Genomic DNA, 21,463 nt, shown 5'->3' on the forward strand with positions numbered 1-21,463 from the left:
ACGAGATCATTGGAGCGGAGGGTAGTGGATCTGTACCCTACGTCGCACGTATAACTAGGGTGAATACATTGCTCGACCATCCGTCTTGGACATGAGGGTAGTCGATCGATAGGCGACAATTGCTCTTCAGTCTGGATCGGAGCAGTCGTGCTAAAGGAAACATCGCGTGACGTTTGCGTCTGCGCAGAGCCGACTATTAGGCTGGGTCTTGCTGCTGATATGAAGGCGAATGGGGCGTCATCATCGATCGTCGATAGTCGCGATGGTCCACCTCCGCATTCACCAGCGGAAGATCTCCATGCACTCGCCCTCGGCTCTAGTTTGGCCGCGTTCGGACTTGTGATGCTTAAGGCTGCCGGATTGGTGACGGGCGGCGTCGCTGGCATGGCCCTGATCCTCTCGTACCGTACCGGCATCCAAGTCGGGGTGCTCTTCGTCGTGCTCAACGTTCCGTTCTTCCTTCTGGCCCGCCAGAGAATGGGGTGGACGTTCACGATGAAGTCCTTCGCAACGATGATCGCTCTCGCGGCGTTCGCTGCGGCGATGCCGGGCTGGCTGCGCCTATTGAGCGTGGAGCCTGCCTTTGCCGCACTGTTTGGCGGATCGTTGATAGGGATGGGCATGCTGTCGCTCGCTCGCCACCGCGCTAGCGTCGGAGGCATTAGCATTCTTGCACTCTATCTCCAGGAGCGGCGCGGCTGGAGCGCCGGTCTCGTTCAAATGACGGTCGACATGATGGTGGTGGCGGCATCGATTGTCGTGATCGATGTCAGATCTTTGGGTTATTCGGCGTTAAGCGCCTTCGCGCAGAGCCTCCTCGTCGTCATCTATCATCGTCCGGGGCGCTACGCCGTCACCTGATCCTTTTTTCACGGGTCAGCCATCAGCGACTCCGCGCCTCAGAATGCCGGCCTTAGCATTATGAGTCGAGATCAACGGGCTCCGATCATAACCTTTCAGAATAAACGCCGTGGGGATCGTTCTTGGACGTTGTACTTATGACCGCATAGCTGCCTCTCAGCAAAAGGAGAGATGAAATGACGGATATCGTTCGACTGGTCACGAACGCACGACGCGGCCGTGCAGTGATGCATAATCGTGTGTTGTATGTCGGCGGACAGGCCGCATCCGACAGGACGCAGGGGATCGAAGGGCAAACTGCTGAAGCTCTAACAAAGCTTGAGAAGGTGCTGCTGGAAGCCGGGACGGACATGGATCATCTTTTGACCGCGCAAATCTGGCTTAAAGATATCAGCCGCGACTTTGTAGGCTTCAACGAGGTCTGGGACACCCGGATCGGCTTTCATGTGGCGCCGGCGCGAGCGACCGCGCAATGTGAGATGGGCGCGCCCGACGTCCTAGTAGAGATCATCGTGACCGCAGCAATGCCGGTCTAGCTCCTTCGGTCGAATTACCTCGCCTTCTTACCCATAACCTTCGGGTCGCCGCGGAATGCCCGGGAGCGGATCCCAACCAAGCCGGAACGCCGATGACCAGTATTGAGCAGCCAATCAGCATCTTCCGCAGTTATGCTCCATATCCACCTGAGTATCGCCGCCTACTCATGACCGAGCCTCGGTTCGGCACGGTCTTCACCGATCACATGTTCACTGCCCGATGGAGGGACGGTAGCGGCTGGCAAAATGCACAGGTCGGGCCACGCGAACCATTCTCCATCCACCCCGCCTGTGCCGCCCTCCATTATGCACAGGAGATTTTCGAAGGCATGAAGGCCTACCGCACCAATGAGGGTGGAGTGGCCTTGTTTCGACCCGACCGCAACGCATCCCGCTTCGCGGATTCCGCCACCCGCATGGCTATGCCGGTGGTGCCAACGAACCTCTTCACCTCTGCGGTTGCCACGTTGGTCGACGTCGATCGCGCCTGGGTCCCGGAGGGTACCGGCAGCCTCTACCTGCGACCATTCATGTTCGCGAGCGAGGCATTCCTCGGCGTGCGCCCCGCCGCAGAGTACATCTTCTGTGTCATCGCGTGTCCGGTCGGACCTTACTTTGCAGGTGGCGATAAAGCGATTTCGCTTTGGGTCACTGAGGAGTACGCCCGTGCCCTTCGCGGCGGAACCGGAGCCGCAAAGTGCGGTGGAAACTACGCCGCCAGCCTCCTCGCGCAGGCTGAAGCCAAGAAGCACGGTTGCGACCAAGTCGTTTTCCTCGACAGCGCCGAACGACGCTGGGTGGAGGAGCTTGGCGGCATGAACGTCTTTTTTGTCATGAACGATGGGCGACTGCTGACACCCCTCTAAGCGGAACTATACTGCCAGGTATTACGCGCGAGTCCATTATAGATCTCGCTAGGCACCGAGGAATCGTCGTTGAAGAACGACCGTATTCCCTGGAAGAATGGCGATTAGATGCGGCTTCAGGCGCTCTTACTGAGGCGTTCGCCTGTGGTACCGCCGCTGCAGTTGCAAGCGTTGGAATCGTGCGTGGCCGAACGGGCGACTTCACGATCGGCGACGGCAAGGCCGGCCCTCTCACCGTGAGTCTGCGAAACGAACTGCTTGCACTGCAGCAAGGGACCGCGCCCGACACTTGGGGGTGGACCGTTCGTCTCGATTGAGGCCGCAGTCTCGGCGTCGTCAGCTTCTACAAATGTGCCCTGCCGCCGCGGATTTAGACCAAATGTGATTCATCGCCAGGATAGCAGCCTCGGGAAGAATAAGGCGCGTCCAGGAGCCTCTGCCGACCAACAAACCATAACGATCTAGAATACTAAGCTCTTATTTTCGACTTTGACAGAAATGCCTCCCAGTTCGCAACATCATGCAAATGGGACGGGCTTTAAGGCCCTTAAAGGGAGATAATTGATGGTCGAAGCGGTAAATTGCCGAGTGCGAGTTCGCGCAGGACTTCTGTGCGGAGCGGCTTTTGCAACGATCGTTGCTCTCGGCCTCCCAAGCATCGCAAACGCTCAGGTAGCACCGCAGCAGAGCCAGCCTGAAAGTCCCCCGGCCAGCACTCCTGCGACGGGAGAACCCGTCACCGCCGGGCCTGCAGCCGGAGGTGCCGCTCCCCCGAGCTCTAGCGCCGCGCAGGGCGCTCCAGCAGAGGCCGGAGAAGCGCAAATGGCAGATGGGTCTAATCAGCCCCAGGCAGAAGCTTCAGGTGGCGGCGACATCGTGGTGACTGGAACCCGCGTCGTGCGTGACGGCTACAAAGCACCGACGCCAACTTCAGTTCTCGGCGCAGAACAGATTGCTGCAAAGGCGCCAGCGAACCTCGCGGACTTCGTCAATGAGCTGCCCGCATTGTCCGGCAGCACTACACCCCGGGCGAACGTCGGCTCGGTCAGCGCTGGCGTGGTCGGCATCAACGCGTTGAACCTCCGCAACCTAGGTGCAAACCGCACGCTGATCCTACTCGATGGCCAGCGCGTTGCAGCGTCAACGCTGACCGGACTGGTTGATATCAACACCATTCCGCAGGCGCTGGTGAAGCGCGTCGACGTGGTCACTGGCGGTGCCTCGGCGGATTGGGGCTCGGACGCAGTGGCAGGCGTAGTCAACTTCGTCCTCGACAAGGATTACGTTGGCATCAAAGGTCAGGTGCAGGGCGGAGTCACTACGTACGGCGACGACCGCAACTACAACGTCCAGCTGACGTTCGGCACCAAGTTCGCAGAGGGCCGGGGCCACCTCCTGTTGAACGGCGAAATTTCGTCAAACGATGGCATCCGCAGCGTTGGCGATCGCGACTGGTACAATTACAGCAAGCTCTTCGTGAACCCAGCTTACAACGCGACGACCAACAACACCGTGCCCCAGCTTCTCGTCGCGGCCAATGCCGGCTTCGCTACAGCAACGCCTGGAGGGATCATCACCTCGGGTCCGCTTCGCGGTACCTACTTCGGTCCCGGTGGGGTTCCGACGCAGTTCAACTACGGCTCTGTAACCAGCGGCAACATCACGGTCGGTGGCGATGCCCGCTACGCCGATTTTGGACTGAGCGGAGATCTCGATCCCGAGCTGCATCGACAAGGCGCATTCGGGCGGCTCGGCTACGACGTGACCGATCGCGTCGAAGTCTTCGTGCAGGGGGCGTACAACCGCGCCACCACGCGCGTGAACACGCTGGACCAGTTCAACTTCGGCAACATCACGATCCGTCCAGACAACGCCTTCATTCCCGCCAGCATCGCTTCGCGCGTCACGTCCAGCTTCTCGTTTGGAACGTTGAACCAAGATCTCGGACCAATAGTGGCGACTTCCGAGCGTCAGTCGGCCCGTGGCGTGATCGGAGCTCGCGGCGACTTCGACATGGGCGGATCAAAGTGGAACTGGGACGTTTACAGCCAGCGCACCGTCAACCGTATCTACACCGACGCCCGGCTGACCATAGCGGCGAACTACGCCAATGCCATTGATGCAGTCCGCAATGCCAACGGCGCTATCGTCTGCCGTTCCACGCTTACCAACCCGACCAACGGCTGCGTACCGCTAAACGTCTTCGGCACCGGAGTGGTCTCGCAGGCTGCGCGGGATTACGTACTGGGTACAACCTACGGGCGCACGAAGCTTACTCAGAACGTTATGGCCGGCACCTTGCGTGGCGATCCTTTCTCCACCTGGGCAGGACCGGTCTCGATTGCGGCGGGCGCCGAGCGTCGGACGGAGCAGGTTTCGGGCAGCAACGATCCGCTGCGCTCGGCAGCGCTGGCGGCAAAAGCAGCACCGCCTTACTTCGCGGGCAACTTTCTCGCCAGTACTGGGGAGTATAGCGTCACGGAAGGCTTTCTCGAGGCAGTCGTGCCGCTCGCCAAGGACATGCCGTTCCTCCAGACCTTGGATCTGAACGGCGCGGTGCGGGCGACGAACTACAGCACGTCGGGCTATGTGACGACATGGAAGGCCGGCGTGACTTGGTCGCCGATCGAGGACATCACATTCCGCGCCACTCGGTCGCGCGATATCCGCGCGCCAAATCTGGCCGAGCTGTTCCAGGCGGGTACTACCGCTACAACGTCGCTCGTAGATCCGTTTCGCAACAACACTGCCGCGACCACCTTCCAAGTGACGTCCGGAAACCAGAACCTTGAGCCGGAGAAGGCCGATAGCCTGGGTGTTGGCGTCGTCGTCCAGCCCCGTCTGCTTCCTGGCTTCGCGGCATCGGTCGACTATTACGATATCAAGATCAAGGACGCTATCACCTCCCTGAATGCGGCGTCCGTCGTCAGCTTGTGCCAACAGGGCAACACCGCATTCTGTTCACAGATCACCCGCGCGACTACCGGGACGCAAATCAACGGGCTGTTCCAGATCGACACGGTTGCAGTGCTGCCAGTCAACGTGGCCAAGCAGATTTCCCGCGGCCTCGACATCGAGGCAAGCTATCGTCGTTCTCTTTTGGGTGGCAGCATTAGCATCCGCGGGCTCGCCACGAGGTTCCTTAAGAACTACACGAATGACGGCATCACCCCGGCTACCGACACGGTGGGCACCAACGGGACCAACGGCACGCTTCGCAACTCGCTGCCGAAATGGAAGTATCTCGCGAGCATCGGGTATGATCATGATCCGGTCGCGCTCACACTAACCGCGCGTGGGTTCAGCGCAGGCGTCTACAACACGTCGTACGTCGAGTGCACGTCCGGTTGCCCGGTTTCGACCCCTGCCAACATGACTATCAACGACAATAATCTTCCAGGCGCGACATACTTTGACGCAAATATTACGATCAAGCTGCTTAAGGGCACGCAGGCCTTCCTGGTAGTTGACAACATCGCGAACAAGGATCCTGCACAGGTGGCGTTTGGTCCGTCGATCGGTGCTGCTCCGCTTAGCGTAAATCCGCTTCTATATGATGTTCTCGGTCGCACCTTCCGAGCCGGTGTCCGGTTCGGTTTCTGACGAGCGTAACGCACCACGGCTGGATGGAAGACTTTGCTTCGTCCAGCCTGCAGTGGGTGATTTCTGAGATGCAGCCGATCCGGAGTTCTCGATTGGGAACGGCAGGCGAGAAGGGATTAGCGTTCTCGGAATCAATCGAGAAAAGAGAATGAAGAACCGTTGCCGAAACTCTTCCCAAATAGCTATTGAGAAGGCCGTTAGGCTGACGGTGGCATTGCTTGGGCCTTAATCGAGGTGAACAGTAGCCATCCCACCAAGCCAGCCACCACACCGAGCGCTCCTCCAAGTATGTAAGCATGGATCGCCCCGTTTGGGGCGAATAGCCCTCCTGTCATATAGCCCAGAATGCCGGCGCTGCTCGTCGCAGCGCTGTAGATCGCGGCGACCTTGCCGTGTGCGCCAGAAGGCGCTTCACGTTGTAGCATCGTCCGCACCGCTACATTGTGGGCACTATTAGCGGCACCGCCGATGACGAAGGCGATCCCTACGAAAACAAGGCTGCCGATCATCGTCGTAATGCCGATGCCGATCGCGAGCATCGTAGCGCCCATGATGGTCACCGAGCCAAACGCGAACGAAGCCGGCTGTCGCATGGCCATCGTCCCGGAGGCGACGGCCCCCGCCATCATCCCTCCCGCCCAACAAGCGGTCAGCAGCCCGAACGCAGTTGGTCCCGACGCCAGAGAGACCGTAACGAGAAAAACAAAGGCGACGTCGGCAATGGCGGTCGCATAAACCCCCAAGGTTAGCGCGCCGACCATGATGGTGATGCGGCGATCTCGGAGGACGGGCAGATATTCGGATAGGAGTGTCCGATGTTGATTATCGTCATAAGTCGTGACCGGCCGGCGCAAACCACTTCCGAACACAACAGCCGCTAACAGCGCGAAGCTCGCCGCATCGATCAGCAGCGCATTGCCGGTTCCGCCCCACGCCACCAACGCACCGCCCACGACAGGTCCGGCAAGCATCCCCGCGCTTCTTACGAACTCTAACGCTGCATTCGCCCGTGGCAGCGTCATGCCTAGCTCGGCCCCCAGGACCGGGATGAGGGCGAAGCTGGCGGTGCCCCCGATTGCGAACAGGACGCTAAGGATACTGGCACCGGTGATGGTGGAGGCAAGATCGGGATGCCACGCCATCCATGCGATGATGGCGGCATCGGCCAGAGCCGTCGCAACCAGCAGCTTGCCCGCGTCGCGAGAGTCGACCAACCGTCCGATCAAGGGCGTCGCTAGCAGGCCCGGTAGTAGTTGCGCGACGAGCAGCATCGGGACAGCGAACGGTATGCGATTTCCGGCCGTTCGAAACATCAAGGTTATCAACGAAATTTCGTCGCCGATGGTCGAGAGGGTAAGCGTGACCAGCAGCAGCCAGCCCCAACCCTTTCTAAGCCGTATCTCCACCAGCGCTCCCCTATTGATGGCGTCGTTATCCGAGCAGGGCAGCTGAGCGAAAGCGGCGAGCTATACCGACTGGGATACGATCAGGCCGTGACTGCCTTCCCTCCCTTTTGCCAACCAATCGCGACGGACTGCCATGCCCGACGCAAGCCAGAGTGCGCTAGCAGCCACGAACCCGGCGACCGCGCCACCCATAGGAGCCCCAATGATGAAGCCGGCGATCGCTGCAATAATCAGAGCCGCGCCAAGAGCATAGAAGAGACGGAAGCCAGCGGCGAAAGCGATCGGCAAGAAATGCAGGCCTACGACTAGCGCCATCGATGGCAAAAGAAGGGCGGGCCGATGCAGATTGATGACAATATTGGATGCAATGAAAAGCCCAACACCTTCACCTATGGTGCTCCACTTGATAGCCCGTTCTTCTTTCGGTGACGGCTTTATTCCTTCACCGGGTAAACGGATAACATACCTCGCGGCAAGCCCAATAAGGACGAACCCAAAAAAGGGCACGGCCAGAGCGACTCCGGACAGATGCCATTGCCAGTATAGCGTCAACGAAGCGAACACCGCTCCGAAGAAGCTCATGATTAGCGCGCCCCATGCCCCCACGGCCATTCCCCCTTGTATCTCTGTGCGACACAGTAGGTCTGGCGCATGAATTGGTCGAGATGGGCAGATCGTATATCAACACCCATTCCCGATAAGGAACGTGATTAGCGATCTCATCAATGAATTATCCTGGGCGGGCACAGATAACAGCCGGGCCAGATTTCGCTTTCTCAAAATATGTTCTCATTATAGATTCTCATTAGACGTCGGCATTGTTGGCTAGGTGAGAAGGGTCGCACCATGACGATCGACGACGCATTGCGCGTTTATGCCTTAGGGCGCAGCTCCGCCAAAGAGACGAAGGAGCGTACCGGGCTGGATTATGCTTAAATCCTGGATGATCTTGGTCGGCTGAACCTTCGCGTACCGCCCCCCGCCTTCGACGGCCCCGACGGGGAAGCGCTACGTGAGAGCGCAGATCGCTTCACAGAGTTCCTAAAGCAGGCGCGCTGATATCGCGGATATAGCCTGATCCTCTTCGATGCGTCGCCCCTCATCAAATTTGCAAAAGCGGCGAGCCGAATGTGGGTATCAGCGCTGATGGGCAGGCCCTGTCATCTACGGGTATGGCAGATTGAGGCGTATCTGCCTGTCCCTCGAATGGACCGCGATCAAGGGACACCGCACGGCACCGGGAGGAGGCTTGCTTCCCCCCGGGTGGCTTTCAGGCCTCTTCAACTGGTTTGGCAGTACGAGGCTTACGCACAGCCTTAGGGGCTTCCTCAGCGGTCTTTGCGACGGTCTCACCGGGCTTCCGCCCCAAGCCGATCGACTTGGCCATGGTGCGGCGCGCTTCCGAATAGGATGGAGCTACCATCGGATAGTCCGCCTTAAGATTATAGCGCGCGCGATAGTCCTCCGGGGTCAGCCCATTGGTAGAAAGATGGCGGCGTAGTGTTTTGTACGGCTTGCCATCGATCATAGAAATAATGTGGTCTGGCGAAGCAAGCGACTTACGGGCAGTGACCGCCGGCTCATATGTTTGAGCGGGCTCGTCTGCTTGAGTAGGAGCCGCTGCACCGGTTAACTGTACGACTGCGGCATGCATGGAAACCAGAAACGCAGGGACGTCATCCGTATTGGTTCGCGTGTTGGGATTTGCCAACCACGCCGCAGTCAGTTCGGCTGCCAATTCGACTGCACTGATCTCATCGCTCATTAGGATCTCGATATATTATGGGGCCTGAACGGGTATATCCGAAGCGGACCATTTTCAAGACAAAGGCGCTTGACGCATAGGCAAACAATTTCAACTTCACTTATCGACGTTTGCGATTGAGGACCTTGGGCGCTTGCACGGTCGAAAATTAACCATGGGCAGATTGGTGCGGCCGTGGCGTCGGTTCACCATTGATGACCGCACCAACATTTTTGGGATGCCGTCCCGTCGCGAAGAACGTGATGATAAAGCTTGCCGTCCCAAGCGCCGCAATAATGAGGCCCATCGGTCCCGGCGTACCGTCTGCAAACCAGCCCACAAGGGCTGAGCCGACGATGCCGCTGCCAAATTGGAGCGCGCCGACAAAAGCCGATGTTGCTCCTGCGCAATCGGGGTTGACCGCCAGTGCGCCCGCCATTGCGTTAGCGACGAACAAGCCGTTGGCGGAAAGGAAAAAGAACAGGGGTACCACCAGCCCCCACAGGCCACCCATGCCGGTCGTGGCGGCCATTCCAGTCCAAAGCGCCGAAACGCCGACCAGTGCAGCGCCCCATCGCAACATCTGGTCGCTGCCCGCCCGGACGACGAGGCGCGTGTTGAGCAGGTTCAGCAGCATCTGCCCGACAATGCCCAGTCCAAACAGAAAACCGTAGGTCTGTGGGGCCACGTGATAATAGTTGATGTAGGCGGCCGGCGTTCCGGCGAGATACGCGTAGATGCCTCCATAGTAGCATCCGCTTGCCGCCGCATACCCCATCACCTTTCGGCTTTTGACCATCATCCAGTAGTTTGAGAGGATCGTTCGTACGCCGATGTTTGATCGCCTTTCGCGCGGCAGGCTTTCGGGGAGCAGCAGTGCTGCGCCGAAGATGGCGATCCCTACAATTACGAGCAGCCAGAATATCAGACGCCATGATCCAACGAGCAGCACCTGCCCGCCTACGAGAGGGCCGAGCAAAGGCGCAATTCCCATGACCAGCATCAGCGTGGACAAAAGTTGCGCTGCCCGGTCGCGGCCATAGAGGTCCCGTGCCATGGCGCGCGCGAGAACCGGGCCCGCACATGCCCCGGCAGCCTGAATGATCCGCCAGATGATCAACTGCTCGACGCTCCCGGCTAGGGCGCACCCGGCCGAACCGATCATGAACAAGGTGAGCCCGAACAGGATCGGCGTACGGCGGCCGTACCGGTCGCCAATCGGCCCCCAGAAAAGCTGTCCCAGACTGAAGCCGATCAGGAAGCTCGACAGCGTCAACTCGACGCTGCCTTCGCTACCGCCGAGCAAGTGACCAAGCGTCGGCATCGCGGGTAGGTAGATATCGGTAGAGATCGAGGCGAACGCGAGCAGCGCGCTGAGGATCACGACGATCTTGCGAAAGGAAGGCTTGGTGCCCGCTTCGGTAGGTAATGCTGTAACAGGCATGAAGGTAATCTAAGGGCGATGGACAAGCTTGCGACCGACGAAACGTTCATTGCGGCGTGAAGCAGCGCTCATCGTAGTCGGGGGCAATACAGTTACTGCCTACAGGCCCAAAGGACGGAGCTCTCGGATCAGTTCGATCATCACCTTGAGTCCGGTCGGCACCTGCCGTCGACTGGAGTAGTAGACATGGTATGCGGCGCCCATCGTGGCCCAGTCTTCCAGCACCAATCGTAGCTCGCCGCGCGCGACGTGTGGCGCAAAGGTCGGCTCCATTCCGTACATCAGGCCGGTGCCTGCAAGCGCCATGGCCAACATCGCCCGTCCCCCGTTCACGAGGATCTTGCTCTGAACCGGTATAGAGAACTCGCCGTTCGGTCCCTCGAACTCCCAACGATAGATGTGATCGTTGCCGAGCCTCACACCGAGACAATGATGCTGGTCCAATTCCGATGGATGCTGCGGTGTGCCGAACCTGGCCAGATACGCTGGCGATGCCACAACGACCCAGCGAAGCTCGGCCGACAAGCGCTGGGCTACCATGTCTTCAGGAACTGTGCCGCCGTAACGAATACCGGCGTCGAAGCCGTCGTCGATCACGTCGGTCATCCGGTCGCGTGCCGCAATATCGATCTCGATGTCGGGGTAGCGCTCGATGAAGGTTGGCATCACAGGTGCCAGGAGCAGCGATGCCGCTTCGGCGGCGACGTTAAGGCGAACACGGCCGGTCGGTGCATCGCGGTAACGGTTGAGATCCTCCACGGCATTGGCGATGGTCTGAAAAGGCTCCGTCACCTTGTCTCGCAGTTCCTCGCCCGCGGCAGTAAGCGTCACGCTCCGGTTAGTGCGATGTAGGAGGCGAACGCCGAGGCGGGCCTCTAGTCCCTTCAGCGCATGGCTAAGTGCCGAGGCGCTGACGCCCAGTTCCAGGCCCGCGAGCCTGAAGCTGCGATGTCGAGCGATCGCAAGAAAGTAGGTCAGATCGGCAAGATCGGAGCGGCTGGTTGGCATTTGAAATCCTGCAATTTACTGCGAAGCCCGTAACTGACACGCCGCGCTCGCTATGGAACCCGAGGCACCGGTTCGTACAAAGCCCACACCTGACGCGTTGATGGCTTCAGTTGATTAGCCCGTCGGCTTCAAATCCCGCCGATCAGCTCCGCTCCGCCTGATCGTCACGCTGATCGAACCCGGCGTGGCCAGGCCTGCGACGGGACCTAGAAAGCGACCGAGGATAATGAGGCCAGGCGAATGATGGCCGTCCCGGTAGAAGAGCGCCAGATTGCCCCAAGGCGCGTAATAGGCAAAATCGCCAGCGCGCGGCATAGCCGCCACAGGCGCTGCGTCCCGCGTCAGCTTGCGCGGCAGCGTCGCGACCTTCTCCGTTCCCGCGTAATCGTCGAGTTTGAGCTCGAGCGGCAGCTGCGCCAGAAAATCGCGTGCCGATGGATTATCCTCGATCTGCGCAATCCATCGGTTAGCGCCACCATCGATTTCGATCGTCGTCATTGTTCCTACCTTCGGGGTACCGGACGGGTTCAGTCTATTCTCGCTGCCTGTCGCTGCGATCGCGAAGAGTTCGCGGCATCCCATTAGGACGACAAGCGAACAGAGAACGGCATAGGTTCGCCGAGCGCGCCCTGTCATTCGACCGACACACTCACGTCTTGCGAAACCGCCAAGCCCGCGTCGCCATCCCGAACGCCCACGAACCGAGGCTCGTTGTCCGACACGAGAACCGGTCCATCAGCATCCTGTGACCCGCCAAAAAGCGTCACCGGTTGTCCGGGAGGGGTCGTCGGAAGTTTACGGTCCGCAGGCGGTGTTGAGGCAAGGTTGTTCGCCGCAAGCGTACGAGCTCAACCGATGCGGCCACGAGGGTAAGCATCAAAAACACCACCAGCGTCCCGCCAGGGAGGCTCGGAAGGAAAGCGAGGACACCACTCATGCGGGCTCCGGTAGACCCGCAAGATGCTTTTCGAGCGTTAGCGGATAATCGCGGACCCGCACGCCGGTCGCGTTGTACACCGCGTTGGCGATCGCCGGCGCCACACCCGACAGCCCCAGCTCGCCGACCCCCTTCGCCTTCAGCGGTGACATCGTGGCATCGACCTCGTCGATAAAATGCGCTTCGAGATGCGGCACGTCGGCATGTACCGGCACTTCATAGCCAGCCAGGTCGTGATTGACGAAGAAACCGAAGCGCGTGTCCACCGCCATCTCTTCCATCAGCGCTGCGCCTATGCCCATCGTCATGCCTCCGATTACCTGGCTGCGCGCGGTGGTGGGATTGAGGATCCGGCCGGCGCCGCAGACCGCAAGCATGCGGCGCACTCGGACGGTGCCCGTATACGCGTCGACGCCCACCTCGGCGAAATGGGCGCCCACGGTCTGCTGCGCGTAGCGTTCGTTCAGGTCGCCATATTCCATCGAATCTTCGGCTACGATTTCACCATCCTTTGCTGCCTCGGCAAGCGGCACTGAGCGGCCGGCAGAACTGACCCGCCCGTCCGCAAACGTCACGTCGGTAGTGTTGTAGCCCATGCGTTGCGCGACCAGATCGCGTAGCTTCACACAGGCTGCGTAAACGCCCGCCGTCGCAGAAGCGGCTCCTTGCTGACCGCCCGATCCCGGTGTTTCCGGGAAAGCTGAATCACCTAGCTTGGCGGTCACGCGATCGAGCGGGACGCCCAGCATTTCAGCGGCAGTCTGCGCCACGATCGTGTAACTGCCGGTGCCAATGTCGGTCATGTCGGTTTCGACCGTCACGCGCCCGTCCCTGTGCAGGCGCACGCGCGCGGCGGCTTTGGAGATCGGCGCGCCGCGTATCGCGCTCGCCATTCCCATGCCGATGAGCCATCGTCCCTCGCGCCGGCTGGCGGGTTTTGCAGTCCGCGCGTCCCAACCGAACCGTTGCGCACCTTCACGCAGGCACTGCACGAACGGCCGGGTGGAGAAGCGGCGGTCGGGCTTTTCCGGGTCGACCTGGGTGTCGTTGGCAATACGCAACGCCACCGGGTCCAGGCCAAGCTTTTCAGCAAGCTCATCCATGGCGACTTCCAGCGCCATCATGCCCGGCGCCTCGCCCGGCGCACGCATGGCGTTGCCCTCTGCCAGATCGAGCGTCGCGAGATAGCGGCGCATCAAGCGGTGCTCGCCCGCGTACATGAGGCGGCTTGGCAACGTCGCAGGCTCGGTCCGACCGCCCGGCAGGTTGCCCGACCAGCTGTCATGCCCGATTGCAATGATCCGGCCATCGGTTGCCGCACCCAGTCGCACTCGTTGAATGGTCTTGGGCCGATGAATCGTATTATTAAACATTAGCGCACGCTGGAGGACGAGCTTGACCGGGCGCCCGGATATGCGCGCTGCGATAGCGGCAAGTGCAAGATCGCTGTGTACCGTGCCCTTGCCGCCGAACCCGCCGCCGATGAAGGCGGAATGCAGCCGAATGTTCTCCTTTGGCGTGCCGATGATGAGACCCAGATCACGGCGACCCCAGTTCATCTGCTGAATAGCCGTCCAGCAGGTGAGTTGGTCGCCGTCCCAGCGGGCGATAGTTGCGTGAGGCTCCATCATGGCATGCGCCTGGTCCGGTACGGTATAGGTCTCGTCGATCTTTACAGGAGCGCTGGCAAAGGCGGCGGCAAAGCTGCCGACCGAGACCGCCGTCGGGCCACCGAAGGCCTCCTTCGGCGCGATCGGGGTAGATGGCTTTTGGCCCAGAAGGTCAAAGCGACCTTTCTCCCGGGCGTAGGTCACGCGGATAAGCGAGGCCGCGGCACGCGCCTGTTCGAACGTGTCGGCGACGACAACGGCCACGGCCTGATGGTAATGATCGACCATCGGACCGGCGAGGATACGCTGAACGTAGAACTCACCCCTGCCGATCGGGCCCGCATTTTCGTGGGTGACAATCGTATGGACTCCGGGCGCGGCTTGCGCCGCGGCAGTGTCGATCCGGTCGATCCGCCCTTTGCCGATCGCCGCCCCGAGAATGTAGCCATAGGCGGCACCGGGTGCGACGTCGTGATACTCAGCGGCATAGCGAGCGGTACCAGTCGTCTTCAGCTTGCCCTCGACGCGGAGATGGGCGCGCCCGACGACGGCCAAGCGATCGATCGGTGAGATGCCTGCCGGCGTGTCGAATTTCATTCCGGGGTCTCCAGTTCGGCCAGGAACAGGTCGTGGGTCATGGGCCGAGAGAACATCGGGAAGTTCTTCGTCACCGCAGCATCCTGTTCCTCTGGACTGAGCGTCGCTGTGCAGTCGGTTAGCGTGACGACGCGAAACCCGCGCTCATAGGCCGAGCGCATGGTCGATTCGACGCAGCAATTGGTGAGGAAGCCGGCGATGGCGAGATCGGTGATACTCCGCTGGCGCAGGATGAAGTCGATGTTGGTGCTGGCGAAGCAATCGAGCCCGCGCTTGCCCTCGACGACGATGTCGCCATCGACCGGTGCCATCGCATCGGCGATCTCCGCGCCCCAGCTATTTTTGCGGAACGCCTGCGCCTGCCGGATGCCGGCGAGGATGCCGTACGCCTTTGCCCGTAGCTCGGGATAGCCTTCGGCGAAGCTGATCGGCGCGTGCATCACGGTCACGCCGCGTGCACGCGCCTGCTCTGCGACGGCGCGGCTGTGCGCCAGCATGTCGGTGTCGGCCATCACGGCCTTCACCGCGTCATGCTGGACGCCGCCTTCATTCACGAAGTCGTTCTGATACTCGATCAGCAACAGGGCGGTCTTTTCGGGTGTCATCGTTCATTCTCCCATTCGCCCCGTTCCGTCATGGCTCACGCCACTGCCGGCAGCCGGTCGAGATGTTTGTCGAGGGTCAGCGGGTAATCGCGGATGCGCACGCCGGTGGCGTTGTAGACCGCGTTGGCGACGGCCGCACCGACGCCGCACAGTCCGAGTTCGCCGACGCCCTTGGCCTTCATCGGATTGGCCTTGTCGTCGGTCTCCTCGAGGAAGATCACGTCCTGATGCGGAATGTCGGCATGGACCGGCACCTCGTAGCTGGCCAGATCGTGGTTGACGAAAAAGCCGAAGCGTTTGTCGACCGCCAGTTCCTCCATCAGCGCGCTGCCAACGCCCATCGTCATCGCGCCGATCACCTGGCTGCGCGCTGTCGTGGGATTGATGATCCGCCCGGCTGCACAGACTGCGAGCATGCGTCGCAGGCGGGTGGCGCCGGTATAGGCATCGACGCCGACCTCGACGAAATGCGCGCCGAAGGTAGACAGCTGCCAACTCTTGTCGAGATCGCCGTACTCGATCTTGTCCTCGGCGACCAATTCGCCGGCAGACGCCGCCTGACGTAGCGCCGCGGAGCGGTTGCCGCTGGTGACCTTGCCGCCGTCGAACACCGCCTCGGCCGAATTGTAACCAAGCCGCTGGGCCACCGCCTCGCGCAGCTTGACGCACGCGGCATAGACACCGGCGGTCGCGTTCGCCGCACCGAATTGGCCGCCCGACCCGGCGGACACCGGGAAGGCGGAACTGCCGAGCTTCACGACGACCGCGTCGACCGGCACGCCCATCATCTCAGCGGCTGTCTGCGCGATGATCGTATAGCTGCCAGTGCCGATGTCGGTCATGTCGGTCTCGACCGTGACAACGCCGTTCGTACCCAGCCGGACGCGCGCGCCCGACGCCATGTTCATATGGTTGCGGAAGGCAGCGGCGACGCCCATCCCGACCAGCCAGCGACCGTCGCGAACCTGTCCCGGCACGGCATTGCGCTGCGACCAGCCAAACTGCTGCGCGCCTTCGGTCAGGCAGCGGACAAGCTGCCGCTGCGAGAAGCGGCGCTTGGGGTCCTTCGGATCGACCTGCGTGTCGTTCTTTACGCGGAAGGCGATCGGATCCATCCCGAGCTTCTCCGCCATTTCGTCCATCGCGACTTCGAGCGCCATCAAGCCAGGCGCTTCACCCGGCGCACGCATCGCATTGCCCTCAGGCAGGTCAAGCACCGCGAGCCGCATCGACGTCAGTCGGTTCGCGCCGGCGTACAGCAGGTTTGTCTGCAGGACGGCGGCTTCCGGACTGCCGTTCGGCTGATCGCCCGATCCACTCTGATGCGCGATCGCGGTGATCGTGCCGTCCTTCGCCGCGCCAATGCGGATCCGCTGGCGGGTAGCGGGCCGGTGGGTGGTGTTGTTGGCCATGAACGGCCGGCTCATCGCGAGCTTGACCGGCCGACCGGCCGCTTTCGCACCGAGCGCGGCCAGCACCGCGTCGCTCCGCAGGAACAGCTTGCCGCCGAAACCGCCGCCGACATAGGGCGACTGGAAGGTGATCTTGTCCTTGGGGATACCCAATGTCTTCGCCAGATCGGAGCGGCCCCAGTCGATCATCTGGTTCGACGTCCACACCGTCAGCGCGTCGCCGTTCCATGCGGCGATCGAGGCGAACGGTTCCATCATCGCATGGCTGTGATCGGGCGTGGTGTATTCGGCGTCGAGCTTAACCGGAGCGGAGGCGAAGGCCGCTTCGAACGTGCCGACGCGGTCTTCGCCCTTGCCGGGCTTGTCCGCATCGGTGAGCGGTGCGGTCTTCAGCGCGGCGTCGAGATCGAACCGGCCGCTGGCCCGTGCGTAGTCGACACGAACAAGCCCGGAAGCGAAGCGCGCCTGTTCGAATGTCTCGGCAACGACGACCGCGACCGCCTGATGGTAATGATCGACCTTTGGTCCGGCGAGCAGCTTTACCGTATTGAAATTGCCCTTGCCGAGCGTGCCGGCATCCGACGCGGTCACGACCGCGAGCACACCGGGTGCCGCCTTCGCGGCCGAGGTATCGATCGTATTGATCCGGCCCTTCGCGACCGCTGCCCCCACGACATAGCCGTAGGCGACGTTCTCGAGTTCGTGATGCTCATAGGCATAGGGGGCGAGCCCCGTCGTCTTCAGCGGGCCGTCAATGCGGCTACGGGCATGACCAACGACCTTCAGGCGGTCGACCGGGTTAGTGCCGGCGGGGGTTTCGAACTTCATGGGATCTAGGCCCTGGCTTCGGCAATGACGGAGGCCAGCGCGCGGGTTGCGAGCGGCAGCTTGAAGGCATTGTCCTTCGTTGGCGTCGCGCCCTGGAACGCACGTGCGGTTACCGCAGCGGCACCGCGCGGTAACAGCGCCTCCGCCGCCTCGACACGCCAGGGCTTCGGCGCGACCCCGCCGAACGCGACGCGCCCGGTGCCGTCGGGCTGGATCACCGCTGCGACCGACACCAGGGCATAGGCGTAGGACGCGCGATCACGGACCTTCTCGTAGAAGTGCTTGCCACCCAGCGGCCTCGGCAGCGTGACCGCGGTGATGAGTTCGCCCTGCCTCAGCACGGTATCTTGCTCGGGCTTATCCCCCCACAGCCGGTGGAAGTCCGCGATCGGGATCGAGCGACGCTGACCGGTCGCATCGACGGTCTCGATCACGGCATCGAGTACGCGCATCGCCACCGCCATGTCGCCTGGGAAGGTCGCGATGCAGCTGTCACTGACGCCTATGACGCCCAGCTGGCGTGAATAGCCGCCGATCGCGGCACAGCCCGAGCCAGGCTTGCGCTTGTTGCACGCCATGTTGGTGTCATAAAAATAGGGACACCGCGTCCGCTGGAGCAGATTGCCCGCGGTCGACGCCTTGTTGCGCAACTGGCCCGAAGCGCCCGCGACGATCGCGCGGGTCAGCACGCCATAGTCGCGACGAACGCGCTCGTCCGCGGCAAGGTTCGTATTGGTAACCAGCGCACCGATACGCAGCCCCCCGTCGCGCGTCGCCTCGATCTTGTCGAAGCCCAGGTCCTGGACGTCGACCAGATGGGTCGGCACCTCGACCTCGATCTTCATCAGATCGAGCAGGTTGGTCCCGCCAGCGATGAATTTTGCGGCCGGATTGGCGGCGACGGCACGCGCCGCTGCATTAGCATCCTTCGCGCGCTCGTAAGTGAAGGCCTTCATGCTTTTGCTCCCGCGACTTCGGCCATCGCTTCCACGATATTGGAATAGGCACCGCAGCGGCAGATGTTGCCGCTCATCCGCTCTCGCATCTCGACGTTCGTCGCGACCGGCTTCGCGGTCAGGTCGTCCTGAACATGGCTGGGAACGCCGCGCTTGATCTCGTCGAGGACGGCGACGGCAGAGCAGATCTGTCCAGGCGTGCAATAGCCGCACTGATAGCCGTCGTGCTTCACGAACGCCGCCTGCATGGGGTGCAACTTGTCCGGCGTACCGAGGCCCTCGATCGTCGTGATCTCGTCGCCCTCGTGCATCACCGCGAGGCTGAGGCACGAATTGATGCGGACTCCGTCCACCATCACCGTGCAGGCTCCGCACTGGCCGTGATCGCAACCCTTCTTGGTACCGGTCAGGTGCAGATGCTCACGCAGCGCATCGAGCAGCGTGGTGCGCGGATCGAGGCTGAGTTCGCGTCGCTCTCCGTTCACCTTGAAGCGGACCGGGAGGGTCGGCGCGGCATCCGATTGCGACGGGGCCATGGCTACTGCTCCTACTGGTGACGCGACGATGGCCGCGGTCGCCGCGCTGCCGGCCAGAAGCCCACGCCGCGAAAGCTCTACTTCAGAATTGCCCGGCATGAACTTGGTCTTCCTTTCTGGCAGAGCCCGCGACCGTGGTGGCGGTCTCCTGTGCATCGCCTGTTATCGATGGTGATAACGCAGCGACAACGGGATTGAACGGTGCGAGTAACTCAACGGGGGGATGAGGAATTCTCATGGCGGTCGCAGCCGTGCCGTGGGCGCTCCGTATCATCATTGTCTCATACGCATCGACCACCTGCGCCATGATCGACAGCGCGAGCGTCTGTGGGTCGCGAGAAGCCTTTATAAGGCCGACGGGCCCGATGATCCGCTCGAGGTCGTGCCGGGCGGACCCTGCATCGAGAAGGCGACGCGAACGCTCCGCATGAGTGCGCGTGCTGCCCATCGCGCCGACAAAGAAAGGATTTTGTCGCAGTACCTGGAGCAGGAGTTCGGTTTCCCAGTCATGGTCGTGAAAAAGCACAACCACTGCGGTCCAGGGGTCGACCGACAAACCCGGTGCGCGGCCGACGAAACGGAGAAGGTCAGCGGCGATCCCTTTCTCCCGCGCTTCTTGGATGAGGGACGCTTGCGGACTGAACAGCATCACGTCAGCGCCGTAGGCGCGAGCGATATCAAGCATCGCAGCCGGCTCAGAGCCGTGCCCCATGACGATCAGGCGGAGACCTGGATCATGCCGCACGGCGAACATTGCAGCGTGCCACATCGTGCGATCATCCTCACCTGCAGCGGCAACCCACAGGCCTCCGTCTAAAGTCAGATGCAGCGTAACAGGGGCGCGCTGTTCGAGCAGCGCGATAGCGCGATCGATTTGCTGGCGGTCAGGAGCCGGCGTGAAGAGCAGATCGATACCGCCGCCACAGGGCAAGCGGATGTCGATGTAGCGTGACCCATCACCGAAACGAACGTGTCGCGCGCGACCTTCGGAAAGAACATCCTGTGCCTCGGCGATCACCGCCGCCTCCACGCAGCCCCCGGAGAACGACCCGACAGATTGTCCGCTTTCGGCGACGGCCATATGCTCGCCCGGCGCACGCGCTGCGCTGCCCGTGACATCGGTAAGCGTCACCAGCGCCGCACGCTCTCCGCGTCCGGCGCACTCACGCAGGAAGTAGAGGATGGCGAGAGCCTGTTTCACGCGAGCGCCGCTATCCCGTGCGCGGCAGGGCGGGCATGCATTCGTCCCACCGCGAACGCGGTGATCGCGGCGAGACCTAGAATGCCGGCGCTGGTTAGGAACTCGACGTTGGCGCCGGCCCGATCGAACACAACGCCGCCGACCGTGGCGCCCAGCGTGATCGCGAGCTGGACGATCGCGACCATCAGGCCGCCACCGGCTTCCGCTTCATCGGGCACGATGCGCGCGAGCCACGTCCACCACGCCACTGGCGCAGACGTCCCGGCAAACCCCCAGACGGCGAGCAGCAGCGCGGTTGCGATGATGGACGAGCCCAGCATGGTCAGTGCGACGGCAGCCAACGCCATCAGCGCCGGGAGGACCGCCAGGGCCAGATGCAGCCCGTTGTTCAGCACGCGACCGATCAGGATGGTGCCAACGAAACCGGATACGCCGAGGATGAGCAGCATCACCGACAACATCGCCGGACCGACATGCGTCACCTGCTCGAGGAATGGCCGTAAATAGGTGAACAGCGCGAACTGGCCGGCAAACAGCAATGCGACCGCTCCCAGTCCGAACAAGACGGGGGGGCGACGTAGCAGCGCAAACATGCCCTTGGCCGTCTGACGCTCGGCGACGGGCAGCGGCGGCAGCGTTACCGCCTGCCAGACGATCGCCGCGACCGCTACCGGCACTACGCAGAAAAATGCCCCGCGCCAGCCGATCAGGCTGCCCAGAAAGCTGCCGAGCGGCGCAGCGACGACGGTGGCAAGCGCGTTGCCCCCATTCACGATGGCAAGCGCTTTGGGGACCGCTGTGCTTGGTACCAGCCGCATCGCGATCGCGGCAGACATTGACCAGAACCCACCGATGGCGATGCCCAGCAGCGCGCGTCCCGTCATGAAGATGAGATAGCTCGGGGCGAACGCGACGATAGCCCCAGACACCACGAGCATTCCGGTCAAGACGAGCAGTACGATGCGTCGGTCGAGCTTGCCCAGAACGGAGGCGAGCGACAGGCTCGTCGCTACCGCGAAGATGCCGGAGATCGCGATCGCCTGACCGGCCTGGCCTTCAGTAAGACGCAGGGTGTGTGCGATCGGGCTCAGCAGGCTGACCGGCATGAACTCGGACGCCACGAGCACGAAGCTGCACAGGGCCATGGCGTAGACTGCGCTCCAGCGCGCCGATGTAGCGTCGACGCCCAGGGCGCCATCTTTCGCATTGGTCGCGGTGAAGCTCGCCATACCGGCTCTCCTGTCCTGTTGAATGCGCCCGGACCGGCCGGGGAGGGGGGTAGCCGGTCCGGACGCGCGCGCCTCACCGAGTTC

16 protein-coding genes and 1 pseudogene are annotated in these 21,463 nt (G+C 61.9%); 4 read left to right on the top strand and 13 right to left on the bottom strand.

From position 1 onward, the window contains the following. Positions 1 to 219 precede the first annotated feature (219 nt). The 4 genes and pseudogenes from U1763_RS17920 to U1763_RS17935 all read left to right on the top strand — a co-directional run bounded on the left by U1763_RS17920 (position 220) and on the right by U1763_RS17935 (position 5,866). Positions 220 to 861 carry a YitT family protein gene (locus U1763_RS17920; RefSeq protein ID WP_332756300.1) on the top strand — a complete coding sequence of 214 codons (642 nt, stop codon included), beginning with the start codon at positions 220 to 222 and terminating at the stop codon, positions 859 to 861. Positions 862 to 1,037: 176 nt separating this feature from the next. Continuing rightward, complete coding sequence (locus U1763_RS17925) at positions 1,038 to 1,397, top strand: RidA family protein (RefSeq protein ID WP_332756301.1); 360 nt, start codon at positions 1,038 to 1,040, stop codon at positions 1,395 to 1,397. Positions 1,398 to 1,603: 206 nt separating this feature from the next. Beyond that, positions 1,604 to 2,376, top strand: a pseudogene (locus U1763_RS17930) (branched-chain amino acid aminotransferase); the annotation flags it as partial. 709 nt (positions 2,377 to 3,085) lie between these two features. Further along, on the top strand, positions 3,086 to 5,866 hold the full coding sequence (locus U1763_RS17935; RefSeq protein WP_332756302.1) for a TonB-dependent receptor domain-containing protein: 2,781 nt from the start codon (positions 3,086 to 3,088) through the stop codon (positions 5,864 to 5,866). 197 nt (positions 5,867 to 6,063) lie between these two features. On the opposite strand, the gene U1763_RS17940 is transcribed toward U1763_RS17935, so the two are convergent. The 13 genes from U1763_RS17940 to U1763_RS18000 form a co-directional block, all read right to left on the bottom strand. Next, positions 6,064 to 7,272, bottom strand: coding sequence for an MFS transporter (locus tag U1763_RS17940; protein ID WP_332756303.1), 1,209 nt, complete (start codon positions 7,270 to 7,272; stop codon positions 6,064 to 6,066). Between the two features lie 60 nt (positions 7,273 to 7,332). After that, positions 7,333 to 7,854 (bottom strand): hypothetical protein, encoded by a 522-nt coding sequence (locus U1763_RS17945; protein ID WP_332756304.1) that lies wholly within the window; start codon positions 7,852 to 7,854, stop codon positions 7,333 to 7,335. Positions 7,855 to 8,542: 688 nt separating this feature from the next. Next, positions 8,543 to 9,037, bottom strand: a complete 495-nt coding sequence (locus U1763_RS17950) for a Ros/MucR family transcriptional regulator (protein WP_332756305.1) — start codon at positions 9,035 to 9,037, stop codon at positions 8,543 to 8,545. Positions 9,038 to 9,185: 148 nt separating this feature from the next. Then, on the bottom strand, positions 9,186 to 10,460 hold the full coding sequence (locus U1763_RS17955; protein WP_332756306.1) for a Bcr/CflA family multidrug efflux MFS transporter: 1,275 nt from the start codon (positions 10,458 to 10,460) through the stop codon (positions 9,186 to 9,188). 99 nt (positions 10,461 to 10,559) lie between these two features. Further along, the gene (locus tag U1763_RS17960) at positions 10,560 to 11,468 is read right to left on the bottom strand and encodes a LysR family transcriptional regulator (RefSeq protein ID WP_332756307.1); all 909 of its coding nucleotides are present in this window, start codon (positions 11,466 to 11,468) and stop codon (positions 10,560 to 10,562) included. A gap of 114 nt (positions 11,469 to 11,582) precedes the next feature. Next, positions 11,583 to 11,966: a cyclophilin-like fold protein gene (locus U1763_RS17965; RefSeq protein ID WP_332756308.1), complete on the bottom strand. Its 384-nt coding sequence runs from the start codon at positions 11,964 to 11,966 to the stop codon at positions 11,583 to 11,585. Between the two features lie 435 nt (positions 11,967 to 12,401). Further along, positions 12,402 to 14,612 carry an aldehyde oxidoreductase molybdenum-binding subunit PaoC gene (gene paoC, locus U1763_RS17970; protein ID WP_332756309.1) on the bottom strand — a complete coding sequence of 737 codons (2,211 nt, stop codon included), beginning with the start codon at positions 14,610 to 14,612 and terminating at the stop codon, positions 12,402 to 12,404. After that, a complete protein-coding gene (locus tag U1763_RS17975) occupies positions 14,609 to 15,217 on the bottom strand; it encodes a cysteine hydrolase family protein (protein WP_332756310.1) in 609 nt (202 codons plus the stop codon). Before U1763_RS17975 ends, paoC (U1763_RS17970) begins: the two co-directional genes overlap by 4 nt. Positions 15,218 to 15,252: 35 nt before the next feature. Then, entirely contained in the window at positions 15,253 to 17,457 is a 2,205-nt protein-coding gene (gene paoC, locus U1763_RS17980; RefSeq protein ID WP_332756311.1) for an aldehyde oxidoreductase molybdenum-binding subunit PaoC, read from the bottom strand. A 5-nt stretch (positions 17,458 to 17,462) separates the two neighbouring features. Further along, positions 17,463 to 18,413 carry an FAD binding domain-containing protein gene (locus U1763_RS17985; protein ID WP_332756312.1) on the bottom strand — a complete coding sequence of 317 codons (951 nt, stop codon included), beginning with the start codon at positions 18,411 to 18,413 and terminating at the stop codon, positions 17,463 to 17,465. Then, positions 18,410 to 19,048 carry an aldehyde dehydrogenase iron-sulfur subunit PaoA gene (gene paoA, locus U1763_RS17990; protein ID WP_332756313.1) on the bottom strand — a complete coding sequence of 213 codons (639 nt, stop codon included), beginning with the start codon at positions 19,046 to 19,048 and terminating at the stop codon, positions 18,410 to 18,412. Before paoA ends, U1763_RS17985 begins: the two co-directional genes overlap by 4 nt. Continuing rightward, entirely contained in the window at positions 19,032 to 20,150 is a 1,119-nt protein-coding gene (locus tag U1763_RS17995; protein ID WP_332756314.1) for an XdhC family protein, read from the bottom strand. The genes paoA and U1763_RS17995 overlap by 17 nt, the downstream gene beginning before the upstream one ends. Further along, entirely contained in the window at positions 20,147 to 21,379 is a 1,233-nt protein-coding gene (locus U1763_RS18000; RefSeq protein WP_332756315.1) for an MFS transporter, read from the bottom strand. The genes U1763_RS17995 and U1763_RS18000 overlap by 4 nt, the downstream gene beginning before the upstream one ends. Positions 21,380 to 21,463: the final 84 nt, after the last annotated feature.

This window comes from Sphingomonas sorbitolis (assembly GCF_036663875.1).
In the GTDB taxonomy this organism is placed as follows: domain Bacteria; phylum Pseudomonadota; class Alphaproteobacteria; order Sphingomonadales; family Sphingomonadaceae; genus Sphingomonas.